Annotated in this window: 21 protein-coding genes; 6 read left to right on the top strand and 15 right to left on the bottom strand. The window is 61.0% G+C overall.

Annotation, left to right across the window (positions count from 1 at the left end; all coding sequences use genetic code 11):
- Nucleotides 1-31: 31 nt before the first annotated feature.
- On the bottom strand, nucleotides 32-1,111 hold the full coding sequence (locus ACFQPB_RS20040; protein WP_382227132.1) for a bifunctional riboflavin kinase/FAD synthetase: 1,080 nt from the start codon (nucleotides 1,109-1,111) through the stop codon (nucleotides 32-34).
- Nucleotides 1,112-1,264: 153 nt separating this feature from the next.
- Here ACFQPB_RS20040 and ACFQPB_RS20035 point away from each other — a divergent pair, with 153 nt between their 5' ends.
- Complete coding sequence (locus tag ACFQPB_RS20035) at nucleotides 1,265-1,822, top strand: HNH endonuclease (RefSeq protein WP_382198668.1); 558 nt, start codon at nucleotides 1,265-1,267, stop codon at nucleotides 1,820-1,822.
- Between the two features lie 3 nt (nucleotides 1,823-1,825).
- Here ACFQPB_RS20035 and ACFQPB_RS20030 read toward each other — a convergent pair whose 3' ends face one another.
- From ACFQPB_RS20030 to ACFQPB_RS20005, 6 genes are read right to left on the bottom strand one after another with little or no spacing between them, the layout of a single operon-like run.
- Complete coding sequence (locus ACFQPB_RS20030; protein ID WP_382227130.1) at nucleotides 1,826-2,503, bottom strand: CBS domain-containing protein; 678 nt, start codon at nucleotides 2,501-2,503, stop codon at nucleotides 1,826-1,828.
- Nucleotides 2,504-2,545: 42 nt separating this feature from the next.
- On the bottom strand, nucleotides 2,546-3,709 hold the full coding sequence (gene hemW / locus ACFQPB_RS20025; protein ID WP_382198691.1) for a radical SAM family heme chaperone HemW: 1,164 nt from the start codon (nucleotides 3,707-3,709) through the stop codon (nucleotides 2,546-2,548).
- 17 nt (nucleotides 3,710-3,726) lie between these two features.
- Nucleotides 3,727-4,338, bottom strand: a complete 612-nt coding sequence (gene rdgB / locus ACFQPB_RS20020; protein WP_382227128.1) for an RdgB/HAM1 family non-canonical purine NTP pyrophosphatase — start codon at nucleotides 4,336-4,338, stop codon at nucleotides 3,727-3,729.
- The gene (gene rph, locus ACFQPB_RS20015; protein ID WP_382227125.1) at nucleotides 4,335-5,075 is read right to left on the bottom strand and encodes a ribonuclease PH; all 741 of its coding nucleotides are present in this window, start codon (nucleotides 5,073-5,075) and stop codon (nucleotides 4,335-4,337) included. The genes rdgB and rph overlap by 4 nt, the downstream gene beginning before the upstream one ends.
- Nucleotides 5,072-5,986, bottom strand: a complete 915-nt coding sequence (locus ACFQPB_RS20010; RefSeq protein ID WP_382198661.1) for a PP2C family protein-serine/threonine phosphatase — start codon at nucleotides 5,984-5,986, stop codon at nucleotides 5,072-5,074. The genes rph and ACFQPB_RS20010 overlap by 4 nt, the downstream gene beginning before the upstream one ends.
- 5 nt (nucleotides 5,987-5,991) lie before the next feature.
- The gene (locus tag ACFQPB_RS20005; RefSeq protein WP_382227123.1) at nucleotides 5,992-6,993 is read right to left on the bottom strand and encodes a serine/threonine protein kinase; all 1,002 of its coding nucleotides are present in this window, start codon (nucleotides 6,991-6,993) and stop codon (nucleotides 5,992-5,994) included.
- A 66-nt stretch (nucleotides 6,994-7,059) separates the two neighbouring features.
- Here ACFQPB_RS20005 and ACFQPB_RS20000 point away from each other — a divergent pair, with 66 nt between their 5' ends.
- From ACFQPB_RS20000 to ACFQPB_RS19985, 4 genes are all read left to right on the top strand, one after another.
- Nucleotides 7,060-7,977, top strand: a complete 918-nt coding sequence (locus ACFQPB_RS20000) for a YicC/YloC family endoribonuclease (protein ID WP_382227120.1) — start codon at nucleotides 7,060-7,062, stop codon at nucleotides 7,975-7,977.
- Nucleotides 7,978-8,112: 135 nt separating this feature from the next.
- Nucleotides 8,113-8,733 (top strand): guanylate kinase, encoded by a 621-nt coding sequence (gene gmk, locus ACFQPB_RS19995; protein ID WP_382227117.1) that lies wholly within the window; start codon nucleotides 8,113-8,115, stop codon nucleotides 8,731-8,733.
- 22 nt (nucleotides 8,734-8,755) lie between these two features.
- Entirely contained in the window at nucleotides 8,756-8,959 is a 204-nt protein-coding gene (rpoZ, locus tag ACFQPB_RS19990; RefSeq protein ID WP_342130711.1) for a DNA-directed RNA polymerase subunit omega, read from the top strand.
- Between the two features lie 109 nt (nucleotides 8,960-9,068).
- Entirely contained in the window at nucleotides 9,069-11,321 is a 2,253-nt protein-coding gene (locus ACFQPB_RS19985) for a RelA/SpoT family protein (protein WP_382198656.1), read from the top strand.
- Between the two features lie 139 nt (nucleotides 11,322-11,460).
- On the opposite strand, the gene greB is transcribed toward ACFQPB_RS19985, so the two are convergent.
- Nucleotides 11,461-12,027 carry a transcription elongation factor GreB gene (gene greB, locus ACFQPB_RS19980; protein ID WP_382227113.1) on the bottom strand — a complete coding sequence of 189 codons (567 nt, stop codon included), beginning with the start codon at nucleotides 12,025-12,027 and terminating at the stop codon, nucleotides 11,461-11,463.
- Between the two features lie 306 nt (nucleotides 12,028-12,333).
- Here greB and ACFQPB_RS19975 point away from each other — a divergent pair, with 306 nt between their 5' ends.
- A complete protein-coding gene (locus ACFQPB_RS19975; protein ID WP_382227110.1) occupies nucleotides 12,334-13,812 on the top strand; it encodes a tyrosine-type recombinase/integrase in 1,479 nt (492 codons plus the stop codon).
- Nucleotides 13,813-13,837: 25 nt separating this feature from the next.
- On the opposite strand, the gene ACFQPB_RS19970 is transcribed toward ACFQPB_RS19975, so the two are convergent.
- From ACFQPB_RS19970 to ACFQPB_RS19940, 7 genes are all read right to left on the bottom strand, one after another.
- The gene (locus ACFQPB_RS19970; protein ID WP_382227107.1) at nucleotides 13,838-15,064 is read right to left on the bottom strand and encodes a UvrD-helicase domain-containing protein; all 1,227 of its coding nucleotides are present in this window, start codon (nucleotides 15,062-15,064) and stop codon (nucleotides 13,838-13,840) included.
- A 3-nt stretch (nucleotides 15,065-15,067) separates the two neighbouring features.
- Complete coding sequence (locus ACFQPB_RS19965; protein WP_382227104.1) at nucleotides 15,068-17,416, bottom strand: Hsp70 family protein; 2,349 nt, start codon at nucleotides 17,414-17,416, stop codon at nucleotides 15,068-15,070.
- A gap of 171 nt (nucleotides 17,417-17,587) precedes the next feature.
- The gene (locus tag ACFQPB_RS19960) at nucleotides 17,588-18,472 is read right to left on the bottom strand and encodes a BRO-N domain-containing protein (protein WP_382227101.1); all 885 of its coding nucleotides are present in this window, start codon (nucleotides 18,470-18,472) and stop codon (nucleotides 17,588-17,590) included.
- Nucleotides 18,469-18,990: a DNA-processing protein DprA gene (locus tag ACFQPB_RS19955; protein WP_382227098.1), complete on the bottom strand. Its 522-nt coding sequence runs from the start codon at nucleotides 18,988-18,990 to the stop codon at nucleotides 18,469-18,471. The genes ACFQPB_RS19960 and ACFQPB_RS19955 overlap by 4 nt, the downstream gene beginning before the upstream one ends.
- The gene (locus ACFQPB_RS19950; protein ID WP_382227095.1) at nucleotides 18,987-22,322 is read right to left on the bottom strand and encodes an Eco57I restriction-modification methylase domain-containing protein; all 3,336 of its coding nucleotides are present in this window, start codon (nucleotides 22,320-22,322) and stop codon (nucleotides 18,987-18,989) included. The genes ACFQPB_RS19955 and ACFQPB_RS19950 overlap by 4 nt, the downstream gene beginning before the upstream one ends.
- Before the next feature lie 22 nt (nucleotides 22,323-22,344).
- Nucleotides 22,345-25,749 (bottom strand): helicase-related protein, encoded by a 3,405-nt coding sequence (locus tag ACFQPB_RS19945; RefSeq protein WP_382227093.1) that lies wholly within the window; start codon nucleotides 25,747-25,749, stop codon nucleotides 22,345-22,347.
- Between the two features lie 229 nt (nucleotides 25,750-25,978).
- Nucleotides 25,979-26,214: IS30 family transposase (locus tag ACFQPB_RS19940; protein WP_382227090.1), on the bottom strand; the 236-nt coding region annotated here is incomplete at its 5' end.

Raw genomic sequence — 26,214 nt, 5'->3', positions numbered from 1 at the left:
CGAAGGGCGGCGACCGGCGGGGCTGTGTGTGTCAGCCCTGAATTCGGTCGCGCGTGGTCTGGCGGTGTGTCTGGGTGTGCAGCGAGGCAAAAAACGCACGTGCGTCGTCGCAGTCCTTGGCGATGCCCGTGGTCAGGGCGTCCAGACTGTCGTATTTGAGCTCGTCGTGCAGTTTGTGCAGCAGTTCCACGCGGATGATTTTACCGTAGGCCTCCCCGCCGCTCAGACGGGCCTTGAGCGCCTCCGGCCAGTCCAGACAATGGGTTTCCAGCAACACACGCCCGCCGTTGACGTCGTTGGGGTCCAGCGAAGGCCGCACGCCCAGGTTGGCCACCCCAGGCAGGGGCTGGTCGTCCGGTAGCAGGCCAAACACGTGCACCACAAAAATGCCGCTCGCAGCCGGCTTCCAATGCGAAAAGCGCAGGTTGAGGGTGCGAAAACCATCGCCCTTGCCCGGCGCACTTTCGGCCAGCTGGCGACCCAGCTTGCGTCCATGCACCACGTGCCCACTGATGCTGTAGGGTCGGCCGAGCAATGCGGCCACATCGTTCATGCGGCCTGCGCCCAGGGCCTCACGCACGGCCGAGCTGGAGACGCGCAAGCCATGCACCTCGTAGCTTTGCATGCGGGCCACGTCAAAGCCCTGGCGGGTGCCAGCGGCATCGAGCATCGCGTAGTCGCCCTGGCGCTTGGCGCCAAAGCGGAAATCGTCGCCCACCAGCACGTAGCGCGCGCCCAAGGCGCCCACCAGCACGTCGTCGATGAAAGCCTCGGCCGGCTGGCTGGCCAGGCGCTCGTTGAAGGGCAGCACCACACAACGGTCGACGCCACAGCGGCGCAGCTCGGCCAGTTTGTCGCGCAAGGTGGCGATGCGCGCGGGTGCCAGCTCGGGTTTGTGGTGCAGGCCGGCAAAGTAGTCGCGCGGGTGTGGCTCGAAGGTCATGACACAACTGGGCACGCCACGGTGGCGCGCCTCGTTGTTGAGCAGCGCCAGCATGGCCTGGTGGCCACGGTGCACACCGTCGAAATTGCCGATAGTGAGGGCGCAACCACGCTGCGCCTCGTCCTTGAGCGCGTGTTGCAGGTTCCAGAGTCCGCGGATGATCTTCATGGGAGCGGGCGCAAGAGCGCCGGGGAATTCGGTGCGTGTGCCGGATTTGTCACACAGTCGCTGTATATTGACATATCAAGAAGCGGCATCTGAGAACGTTCTAAGGCCGCATCGAGACGATTTTCCCGTAGCCAAATGTTTTGGAGGTGGGTCTTGAAGGTCTTGAAGTTGTCCGCGCAAGGTTTGCCACAGTCGTGGATCAGCCTGGAAGAAGCCGTGTTGCACTACGCGGCGGATGAAGTGCGCTGGGAAATGGGCGCCGAGGTGGCGGTGTTCCACGGCGGACACAACGCCATCACCGGGCGCCAGTCGATCATCGCGGTCAACTCCATCATCGGCACCAAGGGCGTGCCCAACATCAACCCCTTTGAGCTGCGGCCCTCGCTGACCAACAGCAAACTCTTCGCCCGCGACCGCAACCTGTGCGCCTACTGTGGTCACCCTTTCCATGAAGTCGAGCTGACACGCGAGCACATCGTGCCCATGGCACAAAAAGGCCGCGACCACTGGATGAACGTGGTGACCGCCTGCAAGTCCTGCAACCACCGCAAGGGCAACCGCACGCCCGAGCAAGCCCACATGCCGCTGATGTACGCGCCCTACGTGCCCAGCCTGTGGGAAGACTTCATTCTGCGCAACCGCCGCATCCTGGCCGATCAGATGGAGTTTTTGATGGCGCACCTGCCCAAAACCTCCCGCTTGCACGCCTGAACATCAAGACCACAAATCCAGCGGCGGGTCGTGCACCACGGCGCGCAGGATGTCGGAACGCGAGATGAAGGCGCTCACCACGCCGTCGTCGGCCACCACAGGCAGGCCTGGGAGGCCGAGGTCGAGCAGCAATTGGGCCACACGGCGCAAGTCGGTCTGGGGCTCCACACTGGGCACGGGGGTGACCATCAGCGAGGTGACGGGTTGCATGAGCATGGCGCGCCAGGCCAGCACATGGGTGTCGGGGCCGGGCAAATGCTCAGGCGCCAGCAGTTCACCCCGGGTGATCAGGCCAACCAAGCCACCCTGTGCGTTCACCACCGGCGCCTGCCCCAGGCCCTGATCGGCCAGCGTCTGCCAGGCGTCGAGCACCGAGGCGGTGTCCAACACCGTCAGCACTGATGGGCTCATCACGTCTTGCACGCGGGTCAATGGGTGGCGCTGGGGTTTGGGCGACTGGATGCTGGCGTATTCGTTGATGGCCTGGCGCTGCGGGGCGCCGGCCTGGCGGGCCAAGGTCTCAGGCAGCACCTGCGCCGAGGAGACCTCGGGGTCCACGCTGGGTGACGCGAGCGCAGATACCGCCCGCGCACGCCCTACCCGCAACGTGGGCGCCACCTTCCGCAACTCTTCAAGCGGACCCCTGAACATCTGGCCCGAGGTGCCGTAAATGGCGAACATCACAAACCCTTCACGAGCGGGCGCCTGCCCAACCGGTGCAGTTTAGGACGGCAGGAACAGGCTTTGCAAATCGCTCAAGAAATCGAAACCGCGCTCCGTGGGCCAGGCACGCTGGAGATCACGCTCCAACAGGCCCCGGCGCTCGGCCTCTTGCAGCCCCGCCTGGATGGTGGTCAGCGGCAGGCCGGTGCGTTCGCTGAAGTGGGCCAGCTCAAAGCCGTCCTTCAAACGCAGCGCGTTGAGCATGAACTCGAACGGCAGGTCGCTGGCCGCCACTTCGCTTTCGGTGGTCACGGGGCGTCCTTCCATCGCGTGCTGCATGTACAGGCGCGGCTCGCGCCAACGCACCTGGCGCAACACCCGGTGCGCAAAACTCAGCTTGCTGTGAGCACCCGCCCCCACGCCCAGGTAGTCGCCAAACTGCCAGTAGTTGAGGTTGTGCCAACAGCGATGGCCGGGCCGCGCGTAGGCCGACACCTCATAACGCTCCAGCCCCGCCACGCCTGTGCGCTCGGTGATGAGGTCGAGCATGGCGTAGGCGTCGTCGTCCTCGGGCACGACCGGCGGGAACTTGGCGAAATAGGTGTTGGGTTCAATGGTCAGGTGGTAAATCGACAGGTGCGGCGGCGTGAAGGACAAGGCAGTGTCCACATCGCGCGCGCAGTCGGCCAGCGTCTGCCCCGGCAAGGCGTACATCAGGTCGAGGTTGAAGGTGTCGAAATGCTGGGCGGCTTCGGTCAAAGCCGCGCGCGCCTGGTCGCCGTTGTGCACCCGACCCAGCGCCTTCAGGAACCGGTCATCAAAACTCTGCACGCCCACCGACAGGCGCGTCACACCGGCTTGTCGAAACGCCTTGAAGCGGTCGGTTTCGAAGGTCCCGGGGTTGGCTTCCAGCGTGATTTCCGCATTGGCCTCCAGCTTGAGCAAGGCGCGCACGTCCGAGATCAGCCGCGCGATGGCGTCGGGCGAAAACAGGCTGGGGGTGCCACCACCGATGAACACGCTGTGCACGGTGCGGCCCCAGATCAGGGGCAGCGCAGCGGTGATGTCTTCGCGCACGGCCTGCAGGTAGGCGTCCTCCGGCAGGGCGCCGTTGTTCTCGTGCGAATTGAAGTCGCAGTAGGGGCACTTCTTCAGGCACCACGGCAGGTGGACGTACAGCGCCAAGGGCGGCAGCGCGGTCAGCTGCAGGCTGCCCGGCCGCATCAGTTGCACGATCTGGTTCACGCCTGCCCTTGGAACCAGCGTTCGCGCATGAGCGCCAACATGGCCTGTGCCGCCCGGCCCCGGTGGCTGTTGGCATTTTTCACTTCGGTGGGCAACTGGGCAAAGGTCTGGCCGAACTCGGGCAACCACATCACCGGATCAAAACCGAAACCGTTGCTGCCCACGGGCTCAGGTGCGATCAGCCCCACCACCCTGCCACTGGCCACCAGGGGCTCGGGGTCGTCCGCACTGCGCAAAGCCACCAGCGTGCTGACCAAAGCCGCGCGCCGGTTCGTCACGTCATTCATCTGTTCCAAGAGGGCACGCACGTTGTTGTTGTCGCCCTTCTCGTACCCAAAGCGGGTGGCGTAGTAGGCCGTGTCCACACCCGGCTGGCCACCAAAGGCGTCCACGCACAGGCCGGCGTCGTCGGCCAGCGCGGGCAAGCCGCTCAGTTGCGCGGCATGGCGGGCTTTGGCCAGGGCGTTTTCGATGAAGGTGTGGTGCGGCTCGGCCGCCTCGGGGATGCCCAGCTCGGACTGGCGCACCAGCTCCACCCCCAGCGGGGCGAACATGGCCTGCAGCTCGGCCAGCTTGCCGGGGTTGTTGGAGGCGAGGACCAGCTTCATCGGAACGCGGCGGTTTGCAACTCGACCAGCTCGCCAATGCCCTTTTCGGCCAGCGCCAGCAGTTGGTTCATTTCGTCGCGGCTGAACGCCACACCTTCGGCCGTGCCCTGCACTTCCACGTAATGACCCACGCCGGTCATGACCACGTTCATGTCGGTGTCGCAGGCCGAGTCTTCGGGGTAATCCAGATCGAGCACGGGCACGCCCTGCACGATGCCCACCGACACGGCTGCGACGTGGTTGATGATGGGGGTCTCGGCGATCTTTCCGGCGGCCAGCAAGGTGTTGACCGCGTCTTGTGCGGCCACAAAGGCGCCGGTGATGCTGGCGGTGCGGGTGCCTCCGTCGGCCTGCAGCACGTCGCAGTCCAGAGCGATGGTGCGTTCGCCCAATTTTTTGAGATCGAACACCGCGCGCAGCGAGCGGCCAATCAGACGCTGGATCTCTTGCGTGCGCCCGCTTTGTTTGCCCTTGGCGGCCTCGCGATCGCTGCGGGTGTGGGTGGCGCGCGGCAACATGCCGTATTCGGCCGTGACCCAGCCCTCGCCGCTGCCGCGTTTGTGTGGCGGCACCTTCTCTTCAACCGAAGCGGTACACAGCACGCGCGTATCACCAAACTCGATCAGCACCGAGCCTTCGGCGTGTTTGGTGAAACCGCGCGTGATGCGCACCGGGCGCAACTGGTCGGCGGCCCGGCCGAAGGAACGGGCCAGGGCCGCAGGGGAAGTGGAACTCATGGGTTGGAACCTTTTCGTGCCGAAGAACGGCGGATGGCTTCGTTGATCTCGGCGATGGAGCGCTCGATGGCGGCATCGTCGAAATCGTCGAGCGAGGCGTCGATGTTACCGGCGGCCTGGATGGTGGAGGCAAACACGCCGTCGCTCACGCCTTCGGTGCTGATCATGTGGGTGGGTTCGAAGTCGCCCGGTGTTTCCCAGTCCAGCGCCACCACGGTGACGTTGTCGCCATGGGCGCCGCCACGCTCCAGGGCCTCGTCCACCAGCAGCGGCACGGCATCCTGCACGCGCCCTTGTGCGAGTTGTTCGGCAATGTGTTCATCGCTCAACTCGGACCACAGGCCATCGGAACACAACAGCAGGCGGTCGCCTTCGTGCAGGAAGATGGGGTCGGACACATCGAACAGTGGTGCCACCGGTGAACCCAGGCAGGTGAACAGGATGTTGCGGTTCATGGGGTCGGCCTGGCCCCGGATCATGATGTGTTTTTCGGCGTAAGAGTGGTCGCGGCTGCGTTGAAGCAACTTGCCACGGCGCACCAGGTAGATGCGCGAATCGCCCGAATGAATCCACTGCACGTACCCATTCTGGATGACCGCAACCACCAGGGTGGTGCGCGGGTTGTCCAGCATGGCATGCGCGTTGCCGTGGTCCACGATGGCCTGGTGCGCCGCCATCAGCGCCTCGCTCAGGAATCCGGCCACGTTGCTCAGCGCTGGCTGCGCCTGGCGGTGGAACAGGTCGGAGACCGTTTGCACCGCAAGCTGCGCCGCCACCTCACCCTTGGGATGGCCGCCCATGCCGTCGGCCAAGGCCAGCAGCACCGCTTCGCGGGTGTAGCTGTAGCCCATGCGGTCTTCGTTTTTCTCTCGCCCACCCTGGCGGCTCAGCTGGTGGACCGCAAATTTCATGCTGTTCACAGCTGTGTCACGTCCGCTGACGGACGGCCTTTCTGTTTGTCCGATGACAGGAAGCTGCCAAACTGCTGGCGCACCTTGTCGGCCACAGTGGGTTTGGAATAGCTGCGTTCAACCTCGCGGCCCAACTCCTTTTGCAGCGAGAACACCGACTGTGGGCGGGCCAGCGGGTCCAGCGCCATGCACCACAGCACCACCTCAATGAGGTTGTCGGAATACACCCCACGCAAACGGCCCATGGCCAGGGACAAACGGTCCTTGTCCAGACGTTGGGGCGCATCGTTGGGCGGGTAACCCTGCATGGCGGCGTACATACAGGCGCCCACGGCGTAGATGTCGGTCCAAGGGCCCAGCTGGGCGTTGCGCTTGTACATCTCGGGCGCGGCAAAGCCGGGCGTGTACATGGGCCGCACGAACTGCCCCTCCTTGTTGAGCACCTCGCGCGCGGCGCCAAAGTCGATCAGCACCGCCTTGTTGTCCTCGGTGATGAAGATGTTGGCCGGTTTGATGTCCAGGTGCAGCATCTTGTGCTGGTGCACGATGCGCAAGCCACGCAACACCTCGTCGAACAGGCTGCGTATGGTGGACTCGCGGAAGACCTTGGGGCGCTTGAGTTCGCGCGCTGTGACGATGAAGTCTTGCAGGGACGCGCCCTCAAGGTAATTCATCACCATGTAGACGGTTTCGTTCTCGCGAAAGAAGTTGAGCACGCTCACCACCGAGGGGTGAGAGATTTGCGCCAAAGCGCGCCCTTCTTCAAAAAAGCTCTTGAGACCGAGGCGGTAGAGCGAGAGCTTGTCGGGCGGCACGGTGGGCAGCAGGTGCCCCGGGTCGCGCGAGGCCAGCGAGGCTGGGAGGTATTCCTTGAGCGCCACCTTCTGGCCACTGGCATCGATAGCGAGGTAGACGATGCCAAAACCGCCGGCCGCCAGCTTGCAGATCACGCGGTAGCCACCGATCAGGGTATCGGGCGGCAGCGGAGCGGGTTTGGTCTTTGACATAATGCGGACTCTCGCGGTGCGCGCTCCAGGCAGCACCCGCCCTGCGGGCCATCAACGGAAATTCCAATGCCAGTTTACAGCATGACCGGCTACGCCACGGTGCAAGGCGGCGCCTCGAAAAGTGAGGCCGACACACCTGTGGCCCCGGTCGGCCTGCCCAGCGTGGGCCTTGAGTTGCGGTCGGTCAACAGCCGCTTTCTCGACCTCTCCTTCAAACTCTCCGACGAGCTGCGCAACGCCGAACCAGCGCTGCGCGAAAAGATCATGTCGCGTGTCAAACGCGGCAAGGTCGAACTGCGCGCCTGGATAGAAGGCCGTGCCGACGGTGGTGTGCAAGCCCCATCGCCGGCCGATCTGCAACGCCTGGTGGCGGTGCAAGACAACATCCGCGCCTGGCTGCCCAACGCGGCCCCGCTGAGCGTGGCCGAGGTGCTGCAGACCAAGGCCCGCCAGCCGCTGGCCACCACCGGCCTGGCCGACAGCCTGGTCGCCCTGATCGACACCGCGCTCGACGCCTTTATCGCCTCGCGCGAACGCGAAGGCGCCCGCCTGGCCACCAGCCTGCTGGACCGCGTGGCGCAACTGCGCGCCCTGGCCCAACAGGCCCAGCCGCTGGTGCCGCGCCTGGTGGAGCAGCAACGTCAGCGCTTCATCGAACGCTGGAACGAGGCTTTGGGTGCGGTTGAAGGCAGCGCGCCTTCGGACATGGCCCGTGACCGCGCCCTGACCGAAGCCACGGCTTTTGCCATCCGCATCGACGTGGCCGAGGAGCTGACGCGCCTGGCCTCGCATCTGGACGAAATCGAAAGCCTGCTCGCCAAAGGCCGAGACCTGGGCAAGCGCCTGGATTTCTTGATCCAGGAACTGCACCGCGAGGCCAACACCCTGGGTTCCAAGTCTTCCAGCCTGGAGCTCACCCGCATCTCGGTGGACATGAAAGTGCTGATCGAGCAAATGCGTGAGCAAGTCCAAAACATCGAGTAAGAACATGCCCCCTTGCGTCCCTCACCCTTTGGGTTCGGCCCGGGGCTCCACCGCTGCGCGGGCCGCTGCCCCCCAAGGGGGCTGTTTCGCCTTGGGGCGGCCCGGCGGCGAAACCCATTGCTGCGAGAACTGAACATGGAATACCCCGGCAACCTTTACGTGGTGGCCGCTCCCAGCGGCACCGGCAAATCCAGCCTGGTGAAGGCGCTGATGGAGCTGGACTCCCACATCACACCCTCCGTCTCCCACACCACACGCGCACCACGTGGCCAGGAGGTGGATGGCCGCGAGTACCACTTCGTGGACAACGCCACCTTCGACCGCATGGTGGCCGAAGGCGCGTTTTTGGAGTGGGCGCATGTTCACAACAACCGCTACGGCACCTCGCGCGCGGGCATCGAAGCCATGATTGGCCAAGGCAAGGACGTGGTGCTGGAAATCGACTACCAGGGCGCCATCCAGATCAAGCAGTTGTTCGCCAATGCGGTGCTGATCTTCATCCTGCCGCCCAGTTGGCAAGAGCTGCGCTCGCGCCTGCAGCGCCGCGCCGAGGACTCGGCCGACACCATCGAACTGCGCCTGCGCAACGCCGCCGAAGAGGTGGCACAGGTGCAGGCATTTGACTTCGTTATAATCAACGATTCGTTTGACCGCGCGCTTTTTGACCTGAAAGCCATTGCCCACGCCCAGCGCCTGAAGTTTGCTGCGCAGAAACGGGCCCGCGCCGAAACCTTTCGCGCGCTCAACATCCTCTAGCTTTTTGCCCCCGGAGAACACCATGGCCCGCATCACCGTCGAAGACTGCCTGGAAAAGATCCCCAACCGCTTTCAGCTGGTGTTGGCCGCCACCTACCGCGCGCGCATGCTGAGCCAAGGCCACGCCCCCAAGATCGAGAGCAAGAACAAGCCGGGCGTGACCGCCTTGCGCGAAATTGCCGACGGCAAGATTGGCTTGGAAATGCTGAAAAAAGTGCCGATCTGATTCCGGACACACATCAAAAAAAGCACCTTGAAGGTGCTTTTTTTGTATCCGCGCGTGGTCAAGTCCATTCGGACGGGCAAGCCACACGCGCAGCGGCTAAAGTACGGCCATGAGTTCCACCGTTGCCACTGCTTTTGCCCCCGAGAGCGCCAGCTCCACGCCCGCCCAGAGCGCGGCGGCAGCCAGCTTTGCCGGGCTGGTGGACAAGATGGACTACCTCAGCGCGGCCGAAGTGGAGATGGTGCGTCAGGCTTACCGCTTTGCCGATGCCGCCCACCTGGGCCAGATGCGCAAAAACGGCGACCCCTACATCACCCACCCGATTGCGGTGGCGGCCATGTGCACCGAGTGGAAACTCGATGCCCAGGCCCTGATGGCAGCGCTGATGCACGATGTGCTGGAAGACTGTGGCGTCACCAAACAGGAAATGATCGAGCGGTTTGGCGCGCCAGTGGCCGAACTGGTGGACGGCCTGACCAAACTGGACAAACTGGAGTTCGACACCCGCGAGCAGAACCAGGCCGAGTCCTTCCGCAAGATGCTGCTGGCCATGGCGCGCGATGTGCGGGTGATCCTCATCAAGCTGGCGGACCGCACCCACAACATGCGCACCATGGGCGACATGCCGCCGTCCAAGTGGGGCCGCATTTCCAGCGAGACCCTGGAAATCTACGCGCCCATTGCCCACCGTCTGGGCCTCAACCACACCTACCGTGAACTGCAGGATCTGGCCTTCCGCTTTCTGCACCCCTGGCGTTACGAGGTGCTGGGCAAGGCGTTGAACAAGTCGCGCGGCCGCCGCAAGGACCTGATTTCGCGTGTGCGCCATGAGGTGGAGGCCGCATTCGAAAAACATGGCCTGCAAGTGCGCATCATGGGCCGCGAAAAAACGCTGTACTCGGTCTACCACAAGATGGACCTCAAACACCTGTCCTTCTCGCAGGTGACGGACATCTACGGCTTTCGCATCGTGCTGCCCGAACTGACCGACTGCTACACCGCCCTGGGTCTGCTGCACCAGATCTACAAGCCGCTGCCAGGCAAGTTCCGCGACTACATCGCCATCCCCAAGGTCAACGGCTACCAGTCGCTGCACACCACGCTGGTGGGGCCGTTCGGCACCAACATCGAGTTCCAGCTGCGCACGCATCCCATGGACGTGGTGGCCGAGTCGGGCGTGGCGGCCCACTGGCTGTACAAGGCCAGCGAACCGGGCAGCGCCACCAGTCAGAGCCTGGGCACCCAGTGGCTGCAGTCGCTGCTGGACATCCAGCAAGAAACCCACGATGCCGCCGAATTCTGGGACCACGTCAAGATCGATCTCTTCCCGGATGCGGTCTACGTGTTCACGCCCAAGAGCAAGATCATGGCCATGCCACGCGGGGCCACGGTGATGGACTTCGCCTACGCCATCCACAGCGATGTGGGCCACCGCGCCATCGCCGCCAAGATCAACGGCGAGCAGATGCCCTTGCGCAGCGAACTCAACAACGGTGACGTGGTGGAAGTGGTGACCTCGCCACACGCCCAGCCCAACCCGGCCTGGCTGGGCTTCGTCAAAACCGGCCGCGCGCGCAGCAAGATCCGCCACTACCTCAAGACCGTGGCACACGACGAATCACGCGCCTTGGGCCTGCGCATGCTTTCCCAGGCCTTGCGCGCCGAGGGCATTTCAGAACTGCCGGACGCGGACGGCGAACACAAACCCATCTGGGACAAACTGCTGCGCTTCACCGGCAACCGCAACGCGGATGAACTGCTCGCCGACATCGGCATGGGTCGGCGCATTGCCAGCATGGTGGGCAAAAAAATGGCCGTGCTGCTGACCGAAACCGGCATGAAACCCGATTTGCTGCTCATCAGCACCGAGCGCTATGCGAGTGGCCAGGAGAGCGAGGCCCAGGGTGTGGTCACACTGGATGGCAGCGAAGGCCTGTCGGTGCAGTACGCCAGTTGCTGCCACCCGATTCCGGGTGACCGCATCACCGGCTACCTCGGGCGCGGCGAGGGCTTGGTGGTGCACACAGACGACTGCCCCGTGGGGCGCCGCCTGCTCGACCGCGACCGCGAGCGTTTTCTGGAAGTGGAATGGGCGGACGAGCCGGTGCGCCCCTTCGAATCGGCCGTGGTGGTCACGGTCACCAACGGCAAAGGCGTGCTGGCCCGCGTGGCTGCGGCACTGGCCGCGGCGGAGGCCGACATCACCCACGTGGACATGGGCATGGAGCCCGCGCAGACCGCCACCGATCTCAAGTTCTCGATTGCCGTGCGCGACCGGGTGCACCTGGCCGATGTGCTGCGCAGCCTCAAGCGCACGCCCTCGGTGTTGAAAGCCCAACGCCTGCGCCCACGCGGCGCGTGAACAAAAAGCCATCCCGCCGCTTGCCCGCTGCGCGTGGCCGCATCCCCCTCAAGGGGCGACACCAGCCGTCCGGCAAAGCCGGCCCGGCGGTGTCCTGCCGCTTGTTTGCCGCGCATCGCGCGGCGGTGGCCCGTGTGAATCAATCGGCCAAAGGTGCCGGGTAACTGACCGCCAACACCTCGATCTGGCGCCAGCCGGTGGGTGTCATCAAACGCACTTCGTCCCCTTCACGCGCCTTGAGCAGGGCCTGTGCCACCGGCGAAACCCAACTGACCTGGCCCTGGCTGTTGTCGGTTTCGTCTATGCCCCGGATGGTGACCGTGGTCTCGGTACCCGCCTCGTCGCAGTAGGTGACGGTGGCACCAAAAAACACCTGGTCTTTGCCATGGTGGACGCTGGGGTCCACCACCTCGGCAATCTCAAGGCGTTTGGTGAGAAAGCGGATGCGCCGGTCGATTTCGCGCAGGCGTTTTTTGCCGTAAAGGTAGTCGCCGTTTTCCGAGCGGTCGCCGTTGCTGGCCGCCCAATGCACCACCTCGACGATGCGAGGCCGCTCCTCGTCGATCAGCGCAAACAGTTCGGCGCGCAACCGCTCGTAGCCGGCGCGGGTGATGTAGTTTTTGCCACCGGCCGGCAGCGCAGGTGGCGCGCCCTCTTCGTCGCCATCGCTGTCACTGTCGGTTTCGCGTGTGAAGGCCTTGCTCATGGTCCATGGATTATGAGACGCACAAGAAACGAAAAACCCCTCAGATATTGCTATCTGAGGGGCATCGTTTGGTGCGGCTGGCAGGATTCGAACCCACGACCCCTTGGTTCGTAGTCAATACAAAATGAGTTCCAGAAGAATTCATTACATCCAGCACGCAGGTTTAATTCATTCAAAATCAACAACTTATAGAAGATTAGCGTCCAAAATCAACCTAAGACGTACAATAACTGCTACCGAGAAACGGCAACCGAACGGCAACCAGCCCGGAGAAACGGCAACCGAACGGCAACTGGGAGGCAGGTCATGGGCATGATTACAGACAAAGAAATGGGGTCGAGGCCTAAGGGCGCTGACCAGTGGTTCACAGACCCGGCGCCGCGCGGCGCTGGCCGGTTTTTGGGCAGGATCACACCGGGTGGTGAGCGATCATTCTATTTCCGTTACACCACAAGCACTGGCCAGCGCGACACGCTCGCGGTGGGTGCTTACGACCCCAAAGGCCGCGATGGCTATTTGACCCTGGCGGCAGCTCGCGAAAAGGCGGCGAGTTGGTCGAAACAATATAGAGATGGCGCCCGCGATTTGCGCCAACACTTTGCCAAGCTTGAAGCCGAGCGCCTGCAAGCAAGCGAAGACGCCCGCCAGCAGGCAGATAAGGAGAAGCGTGCTGCAGCGGCTGCAGAGCAGCAGGCCGAACTAGACCAGCAGCGGCGCTTAACCGTCAAGCAAGTGTTTGAGCGCTGGGCAGCTACCGAGTTGGCTCCGCACATTGGTGGCGACGGCAAGCGCATCGGGCGAAAAGACGGCGGGCAGTACGTACGCGAGCAGTTTGAGCGAAGGGTGTTTGCCACGCTGGGCGACATCGCGGTCGTGGACGTGCGCAAGGCCGACATCCTTGCCATCCTGGATGCAGTGAAGGCCGAGGGCAAGCTGCGCACCGCCAACGTGCTGCTTGCCGACCTCAAGCAAATGTTTCGCTTCGCCGCCGAGCGCGAAATCATCGATCACAGCCCGATTGAGTTGATCAGTAAGCGCAAGGTCGGCGGCAAAGACATCAAACGCGACCGAGTACTGTCAAATGACGAGTTGGCCGCACTGGTCAAGCAACTGCCCACCGCAAACCTCAGCAGGCGCACTGTTCTTGGGTTGTGGTTGATTCTGGCAACGGGCTGCCGCATCGGGGAATTGATGGGCGCGGTATGGGCCGATGCGAAGCACCAGCAGCAGGCATTGCAGGCGACGGTGGACGCGCACAACACGGCACAAAAGTCTGGCGCTGTGCAGCTAGGGTTCGTCGATCTGCAAGCGCGTACTTGGTACTTGCCCACTACCAAGAACCAACGCAATCACCTAATTCATCTAAGCGACTTTGCCGCGCAGCAATTCGCCGAATTGGCCACGCTGCGCGAAGCGGACCGCATCACCGGCAAACCGCTCGCCTGGGTCTTTCCTGATAGCCGTGGCACCGGGCCGGTGTGTATCAAGTCTTTCGGAAAACAACTGGCCGACCGCCAAAGCAGCGAAAGCGCACGCCTGCAAAACAGAACCAAATCGGTCAACGCGCTGGTGCTGGAAGGTGGCCGCTGGACCGCGCACGACCTGCGCCGCACTGCGTCCACCATGATGAGTCAATTGGGCATTCCGGACGACGTGATCAATGAATGCGAGAACCATATCAAGCAGGGCATGAGCGGCCTGTACATCCAAGATCGGCGCGAGGCTGAACAGATTGAAGCGTTCGACGCCTTGGGCCAAAGGCTGGCCACATTAAGGGCGGCATGATTATGCAGATCACCGCAATCGCCCTTCAATCCAATCCAAAAACGTCGGCAGCAGGTTCGGAATTCACAATGGCAAGGCCAGCATCCAGCAACCCGACAGCTTTACCGCTGATCCTGGTTTCCAGGAAGCGTTGTTCAGGGATTTGGCCAAGCTCCTGCATCGGGGCAATCAACGCCTGCTTGTTCCCGCTCAAGTAGACCCACTTCACGGCACGACTCACGCCGACAAAACAAAGGTGCCCGATACGTTTGCTCATTTCCCCCTGAAATGACGATTGATTAAGGCGTGGCAGAAATACGCTGTCGAAGCTCAGACCTTTGGCCTGGTGGTAGGTCATCAACTTGGGAATTGCGGTGGAAAAATTGATTGGTGCATCTCTTTCTTGCACTTCCACGTCAATGCCCGCCTCCTTGAACCCCTTGGCAAAACCATGGACCTGACTCTGCTTCGGAAACAGAACGGCAATGGAATCGCCGTAGCTCAAGCGTAGCTTCACCATCTCGATGAGCTGCGCCGCTTCCTCCGAAAAATTGTCGGCCACAAAAAATAGGGGGCGCGAGCGGTCCATCTCAAGGTTGGATGCTTGCCGCATGAATTCCTGCCGCCGTGCTTCATCGGGGATGAATTGCGACGCCAGCTCGGTCACCATCGGGTTGCAACGGAAGGCTGCCAACAAGGCCGTGTTGTGAGACGAAAGCCCGAGCCGCTTGAGTGCCTCCGGCTCCGACACGCGATCGTCATAGAGCTGTTGTTTGCCGTCCATGCAAATCGTGATGTGCCGTGCCACACGCTTCAATATTTCTATGGCGCCTGCATCCATGTCCTGCGCTTCATCGACCAGCACGCTGTCAAACACTGGCGTTGGCAGCTTTCCACTATCAATCACACCGAAAACACCGGCGCGGATCGCATCAAAGTCGGGTTTTTTTTCCTTAGTGGGCAAGCGCGGATTGACGCGCTCGCGGTAGGTGTCAGCGCACCATTTGTCGAACGTCGAGATGCAATCGACCGGCACATCCAGCATGTCGTTGCCCGCCTGAATGAATTGCTTGAGCGTGTTCGTATAGACAAACAGTCGCACCGCGTCCTGATTTTTCCCGGTTCGATGGAACAGCAGGTTCAGCCGATGCAGCAAGACCAGCGTCTTGCCTGCACCGGGGCCACCGACAATGGCCTTGTGGGTGCGGGTATCCATCTGAACCGCGTCCTGCTGGGCAGGCGTGAGGCTTGAGAAAGGTATCAACCAAGCCATGGTTCACTCCGCAGCACGGCACATATCGGGCCTGACACCGCCTGCATCTATGGCGTCTGTCTGATTGAGCGCTCTGCGCAACTGGGTAGCCGACTGCCTGGCCTCGCGGTCGTCCGCAATATCTGCTGCGCAGATGTACCAACCCAATTCCCAGTTATCAAGGGCTGCGGGTTCCCCGAAGGATGCGAGAACACGTTGCGCTTGGGCCGTCACGTCCAGGTCGGTTTTCAGGTGCTGGCGGATTCGCAGCTTCAGTGCCTGATATGCAGGCGCACCGTCTGTCTGGGTCGCGCGGTCTAGGGCGCGCAGGGCAGCACCGTAGTCGCGCTGGCGTTCATGCAGTAGTGCGAGATTAAAGAGGGGCCCGCCCCATTGCGTACTGGCCTTTGCAGCCTCTTCGTAGCCGCGTATGGCAGCAGCCGTGTTGCCGCGCGCTTCTTCGTACATCGCCTGGCGATTGATCAGCCAGGCCACGGGTCGATTGGCCTGTCGCAACAGGGCGCGCACCAAGCCTATGGCCTTGTCATGCTGCCCCAATTCGGCGCACAACTCCGCGATGCGCGGCATCAAATCATTGGCCTTGCGCGGGTCTTGTCGGTACTCTTCCTCCAGGCGGTCTATTTCTTCCTGCTGCCTGTTCGGGTTGACCACATGCGAGAGTGGATTTTCGATGCTCGCCTGGAACGGTGCAGACTCGGGAAACTGGGCCAGCTTGAGTTCCAGGTGCAAAACCTGATTCGCATCGTAGGCGTACTCCAGCCTGAGGGGGCTGCCCTTGCTCACCATCGCCATGTTCCAATGGTCGCGAAAAAGCGGACGGCGCTCCAACCCAGCTACCAGTTCAACGGACAGCCGCAACGGTTTTTCAAACGCATCTTCGGGCACCGACAAGCTGTCGTTGACCGCCACACCCAGCGCCGGAAACGGAAGCGCTGCACCTTGCGCTACCAACGGCAGATCACCGCTTTGGGTGACCAAATAGATGTCGTCTTGCACCAACGGCGCAATAAGACCACGCCCGCTGGTTGCCAATGCCAACGCCTGCAGACTCGCGCCCCGCGCCACCGCCAACTGCGCATCCTTGCGGTCCTCGTACTGCAGCATGCGCGCATGCGCAAAGTAGGCGCGCAGTGCATCGGCCACTTGCGGAATAAATGAGCTACCGCCCACGGCCAAGACCAAATCGATGTCGGCAGGCTCCAGCCGGGCACGTTCCAGCGCATCGGCAATCGGCGCAAAAATCGAATTCTCCAACCGGTACTCGGTGCTGCGAGCAAACAAATGCTCGTCATTGAGAAACGGGGCCAGCACCTCGTCGAACTGAGCTGCAGACAGGGTTGCGGTGGATAACTTCAAGGTGCGTGCACCCTGGCGCAAGGACACCTGTGCCGGATACCGCACCACAATGGCCTCAGGCGGCGTTGCATCGAGTTTGCCAAATTGCTGCAGGCGCGAGATTTCGTTGCACATTTGAATCTTCAGTGCCTCTGCCACGGCGATCAGCGCGGGCGTGATAACCTTGATTTTTTCCTGGAACGACAAGTCGAACTCGGAAAGGCTGTTTTCTTTGCACAACTGCGGCACTAACACCTTGTGCAAGACAGCCAGGTCAATGTCGCCACCACCAAGCCGGTGAAAGCGAGACACCGACCGGCTGGCGACCTGCACCGGCGCCCCTGCAGCAGTGCGGGTCAGTTCAAAAAGTGCGATGTCGCAGGTGCCACCGCCGAAGTCGAACACCAGCAGGTTCTTCTGCCCGGTGACCGACTCCACCAAACTGGGGTCGTACCGGTAGGCAAAGTCGATAAAGGCCGCCACCGGCTCATCCAGTAAGCGGCCACCGCTCACGTCCAGGCCTGCAATGGCACAAGCGCGCGCCGTTTCTGCGCGCTGGGCAGTCTGAAACGATGCTGGAACCGTGACCACCACGTTGCCTGCGGCAGCGTCGCCGATACCCTCGCGCCGCAGATAACCCAGAATGCGCGCCGCGATGTCGGTCGGGCTGCGATAGCCCGGCGGCGCATTCGGGTACGACCGGGAGGTGCCGATCTCGTTCTTGCAGTCGTGGAACACACTCACATTGCGCGCGAGACCCTTGGAGGTGTCGGCCATCATTGCGCGCAAATCCTTGGCGCCCTGCCCGACATACTCACGTCCCTGATACGTCGCCACGATCGAGGGCAGCAACGTGCCGGTAAATTCACCGGCGGGTGTGGGCTGGCGCAAAGAGACCAACTCCGGCTCTGCAGCAGACGTGGCGCCTGCGGGCAGGCTTGCTCGGCAGAGCGTTGAGTTGGTGGTTCCAAGGTCTATGCCGTAGGCATCGGTCTGTATCGGTTTTGAAGTGGTCATGGTCGGCCCGCTTGCAGGATTGATTGAAAGTGTTTCGAATCGTGTTGGGGACACCATGCGGCCTATGAGAACAGGCTACAAAGGCGCCGTCACCAATTGCTCAGGTACTGCCGCCCGCAGGTCTTTCAACGGGCAGCGGCCTCGTTCATCACCCAGGGTGCCGTGCCAGGGTCATCCGTCATCGCTTGGCGGCCTTCTTAATCTTTTCTTCTTCACTTCCAACTGCTTGAAGTTCTCTTTGGAGATCACAGGTTTACCGGTCTGCGTCTCAATATCCTTGCGCGTGCGCCCTGCCACCGCGCCGCCGTCTTTGGCATCTTTCTTGAGCGGTGCCATGCCGAGGGAATCGCGGTCACGGTGTAGCTTGGTGGTGGTCGCTTCGGCCAACATGGTCAAAATCAGCTCGATGTCGGTCATGTGGTCGCGCAGGTTTTCACGCGCCAGCGCCTTCACCTGCTTGTACTCGTCCACCTTCAAGGCAAAGGTGCCGTGCATGATTTCGTTGGTCAGGATGGCGAATTCCTGGCTATTGGTCACCCCGCGCTGCTTCCATTCGTCGGTCAGGTCCTGGCGCACCGCAATGCCGCGCAAACGCTTGTCGATCCACTCCTTGGGGTAGCCCTTCTTCTCGTAAAGTTCTTGCATGCGGCCCATGGCCAACTCGGGGTTTTCAATCTCGTCCAGGCGTTCTTTGCCCACCTTGGCCAACCAGCGTTTGAAGGGCTCGGCCTTGGGGCTGGGGATGGACTGGATCAATCGGAAAATGCCCTGCGTATTCCAGCACTGGAGTTTTTGCCTTCCGCCCGCCGTATCAAACGCCAGAGCAAGGGGGGGGTCAATTTGTCCCCTCCCTTGGCTGTCCAAGCTCAAATCCGGGTCGCGCCTACGCATCTTCTTCCAGTAGTCCGACGGGTCGGCGGCATCCGTCAACGCAGCAACGATGTCGGTGATGACAAACCACCATTCGTCGTTGTGCAAGGTGCGGCGGATGTCCTTTTCCTGAAAAACGACCAGATGGTCGGCAGAGGTCTCCTGCTGGAGGACTTTCTTGCTCACGGTCTTGGCTCCGAAAGCAGCGCGGCGAGCGGGCTACCGGCAGCGATATGGGGCACAACGATCTCCGTGGCCAGCGCCAGCACTAGGCGGTTGCGTGTCAGGGCCGTAGCGCGGGTGGTGCGGGTAACACTGGGGGCAAAGGCGCTGAAGACGAGCATGCGGCCACTGGCGAGGGGTTCGCGTTCTTCGGGTGTGGGGCGGTAGTCGGCGGATTGGCCGCCAAAACCGCGTGCCAGCACTTTCACGGCGCGGCCCTTGCGCCGGAGCAGTGAGCGCAGCACCTGCCGTTCCAGCGGCGAGTGGAAGCCGCTGACGATAACGCGACCCGCCTTGACCCATTCCGGCACACGGTCGAGTGTTTCGAGCAGGACATGGCCGGGGCATTCGCGGGAGGCGATGAGGCCCAGCAGCGGTTCGTCGAGCAGCGCTGTCTCACCAACGCCGACTATTCGCGTGGCGAGTTCAGCGCCGACACGCTGAGCGCAATTGGCTGGCAGGGCGATGGGCGCAGATTTCATTCTTCCTCGTCGGCCCCGCCCATGCGGTACTTGATGTCGTAGTTGATGACGAAGTCGACCTCATCATCACTTAGCCCGAGTAGCTTTCCAAGTTCAATATCAATGCTATCAATCACGGACTTCGATGTTCGAATTCTGAAGCTTTGTGTCTCCGTCCTCCCAGTAGATTTCTGGTTCCGCACAAGCATTGTGCTATTACGCCTAAGATCTTGAATGTATCTCTCAGCCAATGATTTGATGTCCGGTGAAGCCAAGGCTGCACGAGGAATGGGAAACTCCTGAATATCGGTTGGATTGAGATCGCGCAAATTTGAGGTGATTGTGTACCACCACCAAAAGCAATTACTACTCAAAATGCCTACAAGGGGAGTGGCGTTTTCTACCGCCGCTGTAGTAAAACTAGTTTCACGACTACTACTTCCTGCTGCCCCATTTACAGAAAAAGCCGGGGCGAAATCTGTAAACACTTTCCAATAAAGCCCACCAGTGGTGCGGTAATACACGCGTCCTTGGGACCGCCCAAAATAGTTTCTAGCTTTTGAATCCGCAGATAGCAACTTCCCAAGAATTGTTTGCTCTGTCGAAGAACCTAGCTTTGGAACCCAAAATGATGGGCGCACCCGATCAACATCGGCATAAAGCAGGCGCTCAAATAAGCCGTCTCGATCAGTGCTGGTCCACTTGATGTATTTCGTCGAGGCACTCTTGGGGGTGGAAGATGCGAGAGCGACAAAAATAGTCAACGCTCGATTGACGGTGTCAAACAGTTTTGCTGGTCGCCACGCAAAATTGGAGAACCAAGCAGAACGCTTCCGCTCAATTATTTGCTGAACCACCCGCATCCGTTGCGTTGACGGCAAAGCAAGCGGAACGATCATGCTTATCGCACCGCTTGGAGACAGGAGGTCACAACTTCTTTCCATGCACATTGCGTGTATCGCGTTGCTGTCACGGGAAGCAAAAGCGCCGAGCGAATACTCAACCTCACGCACCTCAAGATACGGCGGATTCCCAATCACGACATCGAACCCACCCCCGCGCATCACGCCGTAGAACTCGGCGAACCAGTGAAACGGCTGGTGGCTGGCTCGCCATGCGGCGAACTCATCCTTCTTCTTCGGATTGATGCCATAGTCCTGGGCAAGGTAGCGATCCAGTTCTAGGCTCAGGCCGTTCAGTTTGTCGCGCAGCTTGCGCTTGTCTTCAGCCGTGACCTTGCCGCCATGCACAGTCTGCTGCTGTCGGAAGAAATCAAAGGCATCGGCCAGGTCGGCCGTACTGGCCTTGATTTCGGCGCGGTGCGTCTGGTCGCTGGCGAGCGTGTTGGCGGCGTCGAACTGCGCCTCTGTGGCATAGCCGACCAGCGTATTGCCAGCGCGGATGTTGAAGTCGATGTCGGGCAGCGGCTCCAGTTCATGCCCGGCGTCCACCTGCGACACCAGCTTGAGGAAGAGACGCAGCTTACAGATTTCGACCGCTTCAGCCATGATGTCTACGCCGAAGAGGTTGTGCAGGATGATGTTCTTGTAAATAAAGTAGCTGCGCGAATGATGGTGCCCTACTTCATCCAGAACTTTGATGAAGTCGGCTTCGCCCGGCTTGCCGAGTTTTTTCGCATCCTCGACGAAACCTTCCATGCGGTCGAGGCAGGCTTCGTAGAGAGGTTCCAGCACGTTGAGCGCAGCAAAAAGAAAAGCGCCTGAGCCACAGGTGGGGTCAAGGATGGCGATGCCGTGACGGAACTTTTCATTGGCTCGTTCCGGGACGCGCCCGACGATGGCTTGCCAGACGGCGCGCAATAGGTCGGGGCTGGTGCAGGTGTCGATGACATCCTGCATGAACTGGCGGATGTCGAGGTTGAGAGTGATGAGGTCGTCGGCGCTTTTCACTTCGCCACTGGCCAGCCTGTCGCGCACGGCCAGGCAACGGGTGCGGCGCTCCACGTATTCGCGCCAGGTTTCGGTGGGCAAAGTTCCGCGCTGCGTTTGTCCATTGCTGGCGGCGACGTGGAAGACAGCTTCCTCCAGGTTGTAGCGGCGCTCGAACATGCGCGCCTTGGGGTCGTTCATGCCCATTTGTACAAAATCGGGCAGCACGGTCACCGGCACCGATTTGCCGCTGGCATCGATGACGCCGGTTTTCATGGCCGGGTAAATGTAGCGGTCGGGGTCGGCCTTGAGCAGAGACCATACCGACGCATCGCCGTCGAAGGCGACCTTGCAGCGTTCGCGGGCCTGCTCCAGCAGATGCGGGATGACGGTGTTCTTGCTGATGTACTCGGTGATGTCTTCCTTGGTGTAGTACGCACCCATCTGTTTTTGGTTGATGTACTTCTCGAAGATGTAGCCAAGCACGTCGGGGTTGATCTCGCTGCCCGAGGAGAGCGGCCGGTCGTCGAGGTGCCAGTCGTAAGCATCAAAGAAGGTGAACAGGCGCTGGAAGGCTTCGTCGGGGATGTCGATGTCGGGGTGGTTGACTTCAAGTTCATGCACGTCAAACAGCCCACCGTTTAGATAGGGCACATCACCAATCAAGCTAGCCATATCAGCACCCCGCGCCCGTTTGTGCTGTCCCAAGCCTTCATGAAACAGGCGGCGCAGGAACTGGCGGTAGAAGGTATGAAACTTTCCTTTGCCTGCTTTCTCGCGCACGGCTTGCATGCGGTCGGCCAGATAGTTCGGGTTGCCGTCGAGGAAGCCTTTTTGCTGAATGAAGTACACGAACATCAAGCGGTTGAGCATCAGCGAGGTGTACCAGGCTTGATCGGTAGCGGCTTCGATGCCGTCAATGAATGCGGAAAAGGCTTCGTGCTCGGCCTTGAAGCGTTCGTAGAAGCGCTTGGAAACCCGGTCACGATCAAAGGCGCTACGCAAGCCCTTGATAACGTCGGTGAGGGTGATGGCTTCTTCTTCTTCCAGCGCCCAGACAATCTGGCCCAGCTTTTGCCGCAGCGATTCGCCACTGGTGCCCTTGTGCCAGGTGTGTGTGCGCGTGGTGTTGGGCTGGCCGGGGACGCGGGCGACCCATAGCCAAGTGAGCATGGTTTCTGCTGCATTGGCGAACACCAGCAGGTGCTCGTGGGCGAGTTTGGTGGCTTCCTTCTCGATCTTCAGCAACGTCGCGCGGGGCGGGATATTGCCGCTGGGATCGGGCGAACAGCGGAAAACCACGACGCCGCGCTTCTGGGCGATGCTGGCGAGGGAGTAACGCCCACCTTCCGCCACCACTTCCTGGGGGCGCAGACTGGCCTTATCCCAGCCCAGTTCATTGAAGAGTTGTTCGAGTTTGAATTCGCTGAGCAACTTGCTGAAGCGGGAAGGATCGATGGTCATTGTGTTGTTCTCGCTTGGGTGCTCAGGCAAGACCCATCGAGCAGATGAGATGGGTGTCGCGCTGGTTTTCCTGTTCATCGACGACGCACAGGCGGCCATCTTCGCGCAGGGACAAGATCAGGTCGGCCAACTGGTGGTCGTCAGCGCCGGCCTTGATTTGCCGGTTCAGGGTGTCGGTTGCGGTCTGGTAAAGCGGGAAGCGGTAGATGTCTTCCAGTGCCCGTTCGATGCGGCGGACGTGTTCGTCTGTATTGAACAGATCGCGCTTGCTACCGATGCTCTCGCGGTAGCGCTTGAGCCGCTCGTAAGCCTTGAAGCGAGCACCAGAGGGGCGACCGAGTGCGCCACCGAAGGTTTTCTCTTCGGCGACGATGTGCGCCAGCCCCTGCTGGGTGAGTGCGTGGTGTGCTTCCATGCGCGGCAAAGCTTCTGTCTCCGCCGTACACGCGGCGGCTTTCAGGATGGTGAGTTGCGACTGGGTCACCGGTTTGCCTGCTTCGTCCATCCAGGCCAGTGCATCGTTACCCTGAGCGGTGCGCATGTACAAGAGAACGCCCTTGGGTGAGGCGGGCGTCACGGTGTGTGCTTTGGTCGCGAACACCACATTGGGCAGGGTTTCGATTTTGGCTACCAGCGACGGGTCGGCATCGGTGGCGTTCTTCCAGATTTGATAGGCGTATGACGCCAGGTCAACCTCGGTGTCGCCATCGTCATCGAGGATGCCGTTCTTCTCGGTGTAAAGGTCACGGATGAGGTCGTCGTCTTTGTCATCGTCGAAAAAGGTTTCGTCGGAGCCGACGACTTCCCGGTTTTCGATCAGACGCTGGCGAACGCGAGAACGCAGCTTGATGAGGCGCTCCACACCATCGGCAGGCACAAAGGAATAGCAAAGAATTTTGTCCGACTGCTGTCCAATCCGGTCCACGCGACCGGCACGCTGTATCAGCCGGATGATGGCCCAGGGCAGGTCGTAGTTGACGATGATGTGGGCATCCTGAAGGTTCTGGCCTTCGGAGAGTACGTCGGTGGCGATCAGCACGCGCAATTCGTCGGCCGCTTTGACGGCGTCGCGTTTGTCGTTGGATACCGGTGAAAAGCGCCAGGCGAGGTGCGTGGGGTCGGCGCTTTGACCGATAGCCTCTTCAAGCTGTTTGATGCCGCGTGCGGCCAACTGTGTTTTCAGGTAGCGTGCCGTGTCGGCGAACTGGGTGAAGACCAGCAGTTTCTCCTTGCCGTGCTTTTGACTGGCGAGCTTTACCAGTTGGGCCAATTTGGTATCGTGATCGGGATTCCAGTCGCCACATTGCTTGAGCACGCCGAGTAAGGCCAACGAATCGGCCAGCAGGTCATTGCCCAGGTCTTTGATGAACAGGCTGCTGGCCAGCCATTTGAAGCGACCTTTGAAGGTGTGCGCATAGGCCGTGTAGGCTTTTGCGGCGCGCGCGCGGTAGTCGGCTTCGTTGCGTAGGCCGTTGGTGGTGGATGCGACGATCTCGGGGTCGTCGGAGACTTCCTCATCGGTGTCGTCATTGCTGTCGGCGGCCATCGCATCTTCGGGGTCTTCATCGTGGAAGCGCGTGTCGAGCAGTTCGGCCCCCTGGGTTCCTAGTGGGATGTCCAGCCCCTGTTCGATGGCATAGAGCACGATGAAGTTGCGCAGAATGTGCCGTTCAATGGACAGCAAGAATGCCGGGCCAGCGCTCTCTAGGCGTTTGAATAAGTTGGTGCGGCAGAAGCCCATGAGCCGCGTGCCAGCGCGCGACAGGCCGTCAATGATCTTGTCTTGATGCGGCGTAGGAGGCGTTTTGGGCTTGGGCGCAATGTAGTTGCCCAGCCCATAGCGCGGCAGGGTTAGCTCATTGATGGTGCCCACTACCTTGTCGGAGTAGAAGCGGCCGTAGGGATCGGCGGGATCAGCGTCGTTGATGGCGAAGCTCAGGTTTTTAGGCACGCGCTTCGGGAAATAAGACTTGGTGCCGTCCGCAAATTTCAGGTATTTGCCGCGTTCATCCTGCTCGGAGTAGTGCTGCATGATGAAGCCGCGTGTTCGACGCACCATGTAGAGTCGCATCAAATCGCGCCAGTCATCGGTGTCGGTGCTTTTCTCGAACGCGGCGAGCGAACGCACAGGGCACTGGTGGCGGCGAATGAACTCATGCTCTCCACCAAGTTCGGCCAACAACTTCTCGGGGCGCACACCGATGTCGGCGTCTTCCCGCAAGAACAGTGAGAGTTGCGCAGAGAGGTCGAGATAAGTCTTGTTGTAGGGCGTGGCCGACAACAGAATGCAGTGGCTGTCGTTGCGCTCGATATAGGCGCGAATCACCTTCCAGCGTTTGCCTTCCTTGTTGCGCAGGTTATGCGATTCATCAATGAGCACGACGCGGTAGCGGCGGGTCTTCTCGGGTAGTTCCGTCAACACCCTGGACAGCGACAAGACCTTGGCGTGCAGGCGGTAACGATGGGCGTAGTCCTCCCACATCGGCACCAGGTTTTTGGGGCAGATGATGAGGGTTTCGGTGTGATAGTCGTCTTCAAATACTTTGGCCAACGCTGTAGCCATCATGGATTTGCCGAGACCGACCACGTCGCCAATCAGGACGCCGCCGCGCTTGTTGAGATGGTGGGCGGCGATCTTGACAGCGGCCACCTGAAAATCGAACAGGGTGTTGCCGAAGATAGACGGGATATGAAATTCAGAAAGCCCCGCTCTGGCTTCCTGCGCCAGGTGGTAGGCCATTTTGAGATAGACGTGGTATGGCGGCACCAGCCGCTCGCTGGCCCAGCTTTCATCAATGATGTCCGCGAGTTCCTTGGATATGTCGATACACCAGCGGTCGGTCCAGCGGTCCTCGAACCAATCCACCAATTTGCTGCAGGCGTCGTGCTCAAGAACATCGACATTCAATTCACCCTGCCTGGAAAGGCCTGCAAAAGTGAGGTTGCTACTACCGAGAAACCCAGTGACAGGATTGTTTGCGTCCTGCCGGTGTAGCAAATAGAGCTTGGCATGTAGCGGGTGGCGCAGATAAACCTTGACCACCAGTTTCTTGCTGTGAATTTGCCCCGCGAGTTGCCTGAGCGCGGCCTCGTCGTCGTTGGTCGGAACGCCAAAGGTAAGCTGTTGACGGAATTCTTCGGCAATGCGGCGCTTTTCGCGAAGGGCGGTCTGGTTGTCGAGTACATCCCCTTCGTCAGTTGAGCGGAGAGCCTGGCGCAATTCGTCGGTAGGGGTGACGTGCATGCCGACCAGCAGGCGGCAATTGCTACCATCGCCGCCCGACCAGCGGTCGACGTGCTTGGCCAAGTGTCGCCAGCCGCGCAGGTTGAAGTAACCAACGCAAAAATCCGCCCGTTCGGCGACTTGCAGCGTTTCCTCCAAGGCGGGGAGCAGCGATTTGTTTATGTTGTCGAATATTCTTGGCATTACGTTTCCCGTCGTACTGTGTTTTTATTTCTTGGTCTTAGTGCCAACTCGTCTATTGGTCTCGCGCTGCGCGCTAACGGGCACTTGCTTGTCCTGAATAGGTATGCCCACCCGCGCGCAGTGCTCCCGGATCATCACCGCCACCATGTTGGCAATGGATCGATGATCGCGGTCGGCAGCGGTGCATAGTGCTTGGCGGATTCAAATCTGAAGTGCAACACCCTTGGTTTCAATGAACGAGGGTGGAGTGTTGGGGGCTGTTCAGGAGCAGGTCCCGGTAGACCGCCAGAGGGGATCGTACGCCCAAGCCTTTTCTGGGTCGATTGTTGATCTGATCGGCAATGGCATCGAGCTGCTCCTGGCTGTGGATCGATAGGTCGGTGCCCTTGGGCAGGTACTGGCGTACCAGCCCGTTCATGTTCTCGTTGGAGCCCCGCTGCCAAGGGCTGTGCGGGTCGCAGAAGT

Source organism: Hydrogenophaga atypica, assembly GCF_042665215.1.
Lineage (GTDB): Bacteria > Pseudomonadota > Gammaproteobacteria > Burkholderiales > Burkholderiaceae_C > Hydrogenophaga > Hydrogenophaga defluvii_A.
Note: the sequence above shows the minus strand (reverse complement) of the source record. Positions and strands in the feature narration are given on the sequence as shown.

What these genes read in the sequence shown, in the direction of transcription:
- ACFQPB_RS19945 (WP_382227093.1), bottom strand. Translation starts at nt 25,749, where the DNA reads ATGCCAAGAATATTCGACAACATAAACAAATCGCTGCTCCCCGCCTTG.
- ACFQPB_RS19970 (WP_382227107.1), bottom strand. Translation starts at nt 15,064, where the DNA reads ATGGCTTGGTTGATACCTTTCTCAAGCCTCACGCCTGCCCAGCAGGAC.
- hemW (WP_382198691.1), bottom strand. Translation starts at nt 3,709, where the DNA reads ATGCGGCCGGGCAGCCTGCAGCTGACCGCGCTGCCGCCCTTGGCGCTG.
- ACFQPB_RS20040 (WP_382227132.1), bottom strand. Translation starts at nt 1,111, where the DNA reads ATGAAGATCATCCGCGGACTCTGGAACCTGCAACACGCGCTCAAGGAC.
- ACFQPB_RS19955 (WP_382227098.1), bottom strand. Translation starts at nt 18,990, where the DNA reads ATGAAATCTGCGCCCATCGCCCTGCCAGCCAATTGCGCTCAGCGTGTC.
- ACFQPB_RS19975 (WP_382227110.1), top strand. Translation starts at nt 12,334, where the DNA reads ATGGGCATGATTACAGACAAAGAAATGGGGTCGAGGCCTAAGGGCGCT.
- rpoZ (WP_342130711.1), top strand. Translation starts at nt 8,756, where the DNA reads ATGGCCCGCATCACCGTCGAAGACTGCCTGGAAAAGATCCCCAACCGC.
- rph (WP_382227125.1), bottom strand. Translation starts at nt 5,075, where the DNA reads ATGAGTTCCACTTCCCCTGCGGCCCTGGCCCGTTCCTTCGGCCGGGCC.
- rdgB (WP_382227128.1), bottom strand. Translation starts at nt 4,338, where the DNA reads ATGAAGCTGGTCCTCGCCTCCAACAACCCCGGCAAGCTGGCCGAGCTG.
- ACFQPB_RS20005 (WP_382227123.1), bottom strand. Translation starts at nt 6,993, where the DNA reads ATGTCAAAGACCAAACCCGCTCCGCTGCCGCCCGATACCCTGATCGGT.
- ACFQPB_RS20000 (WP_382227120.1), top strand. Translation starts at nt 7,060, where the DNA reads ATGCCAGTTTACAGCATGACCGGCTACGCCACGGTGCAAGGCGGCGCC.
- ACFQPB_RS19985 (WP_382198656.1), top strand. Translation starts at nt 9,069, where the DNA reads ATGAGTTCCACCGTTGCCACTGCTTTTGCCCCCGAGAGCGCCAGCTCC.
- ACFQPB_RS20030 (WP_382227130.1), bottom strand. Translation starts at nt 2,503, where the DNA reads ATGTTCGCCATTTACGGCACCTCGGGCCAGATGTTCAGGGGTCCGCTT.
- ACFQPB_RS19950 (WP_382227095.1), bottom strand. Translation starts at nt 22,322, where the DNA reads ATGACCATCGATCCTTCCCGCTTCAGCAAGTTGCTCAGCGAATTCAAA.
- ACFQPB_RS20010 (WP_382198661.1), bottom strand. Translation starts at nt 5,986, where the DNA reads ATGAAATTTGCGGTCCACCAGCTGAGCCGCCAGGGTGGGCGAGAGAAA.
- greB (WP_382227113.1), bottom strand. Translation starts at nt 12,027, where the DNA reads ATGAGCAAGGCCTTCACACGCGAAACCGACAGTGACAGCGATGGCGAC.
- gmk (WP_382227117.1), top strand. Translation starts at nt 8,113, where the DNA reads ATGGAATACCCCGGCAACCTTTACGTGGTGGCCGCTCCCAGCGGCACC.
- ACFQPB_RS19965 (WP_382227104.1), bottom strand. Translation starts at nt 17,416, where the DNA reads ATGACCACTTCAAAACCGATACAGACCGATGCCTACGGCATAGACCTT.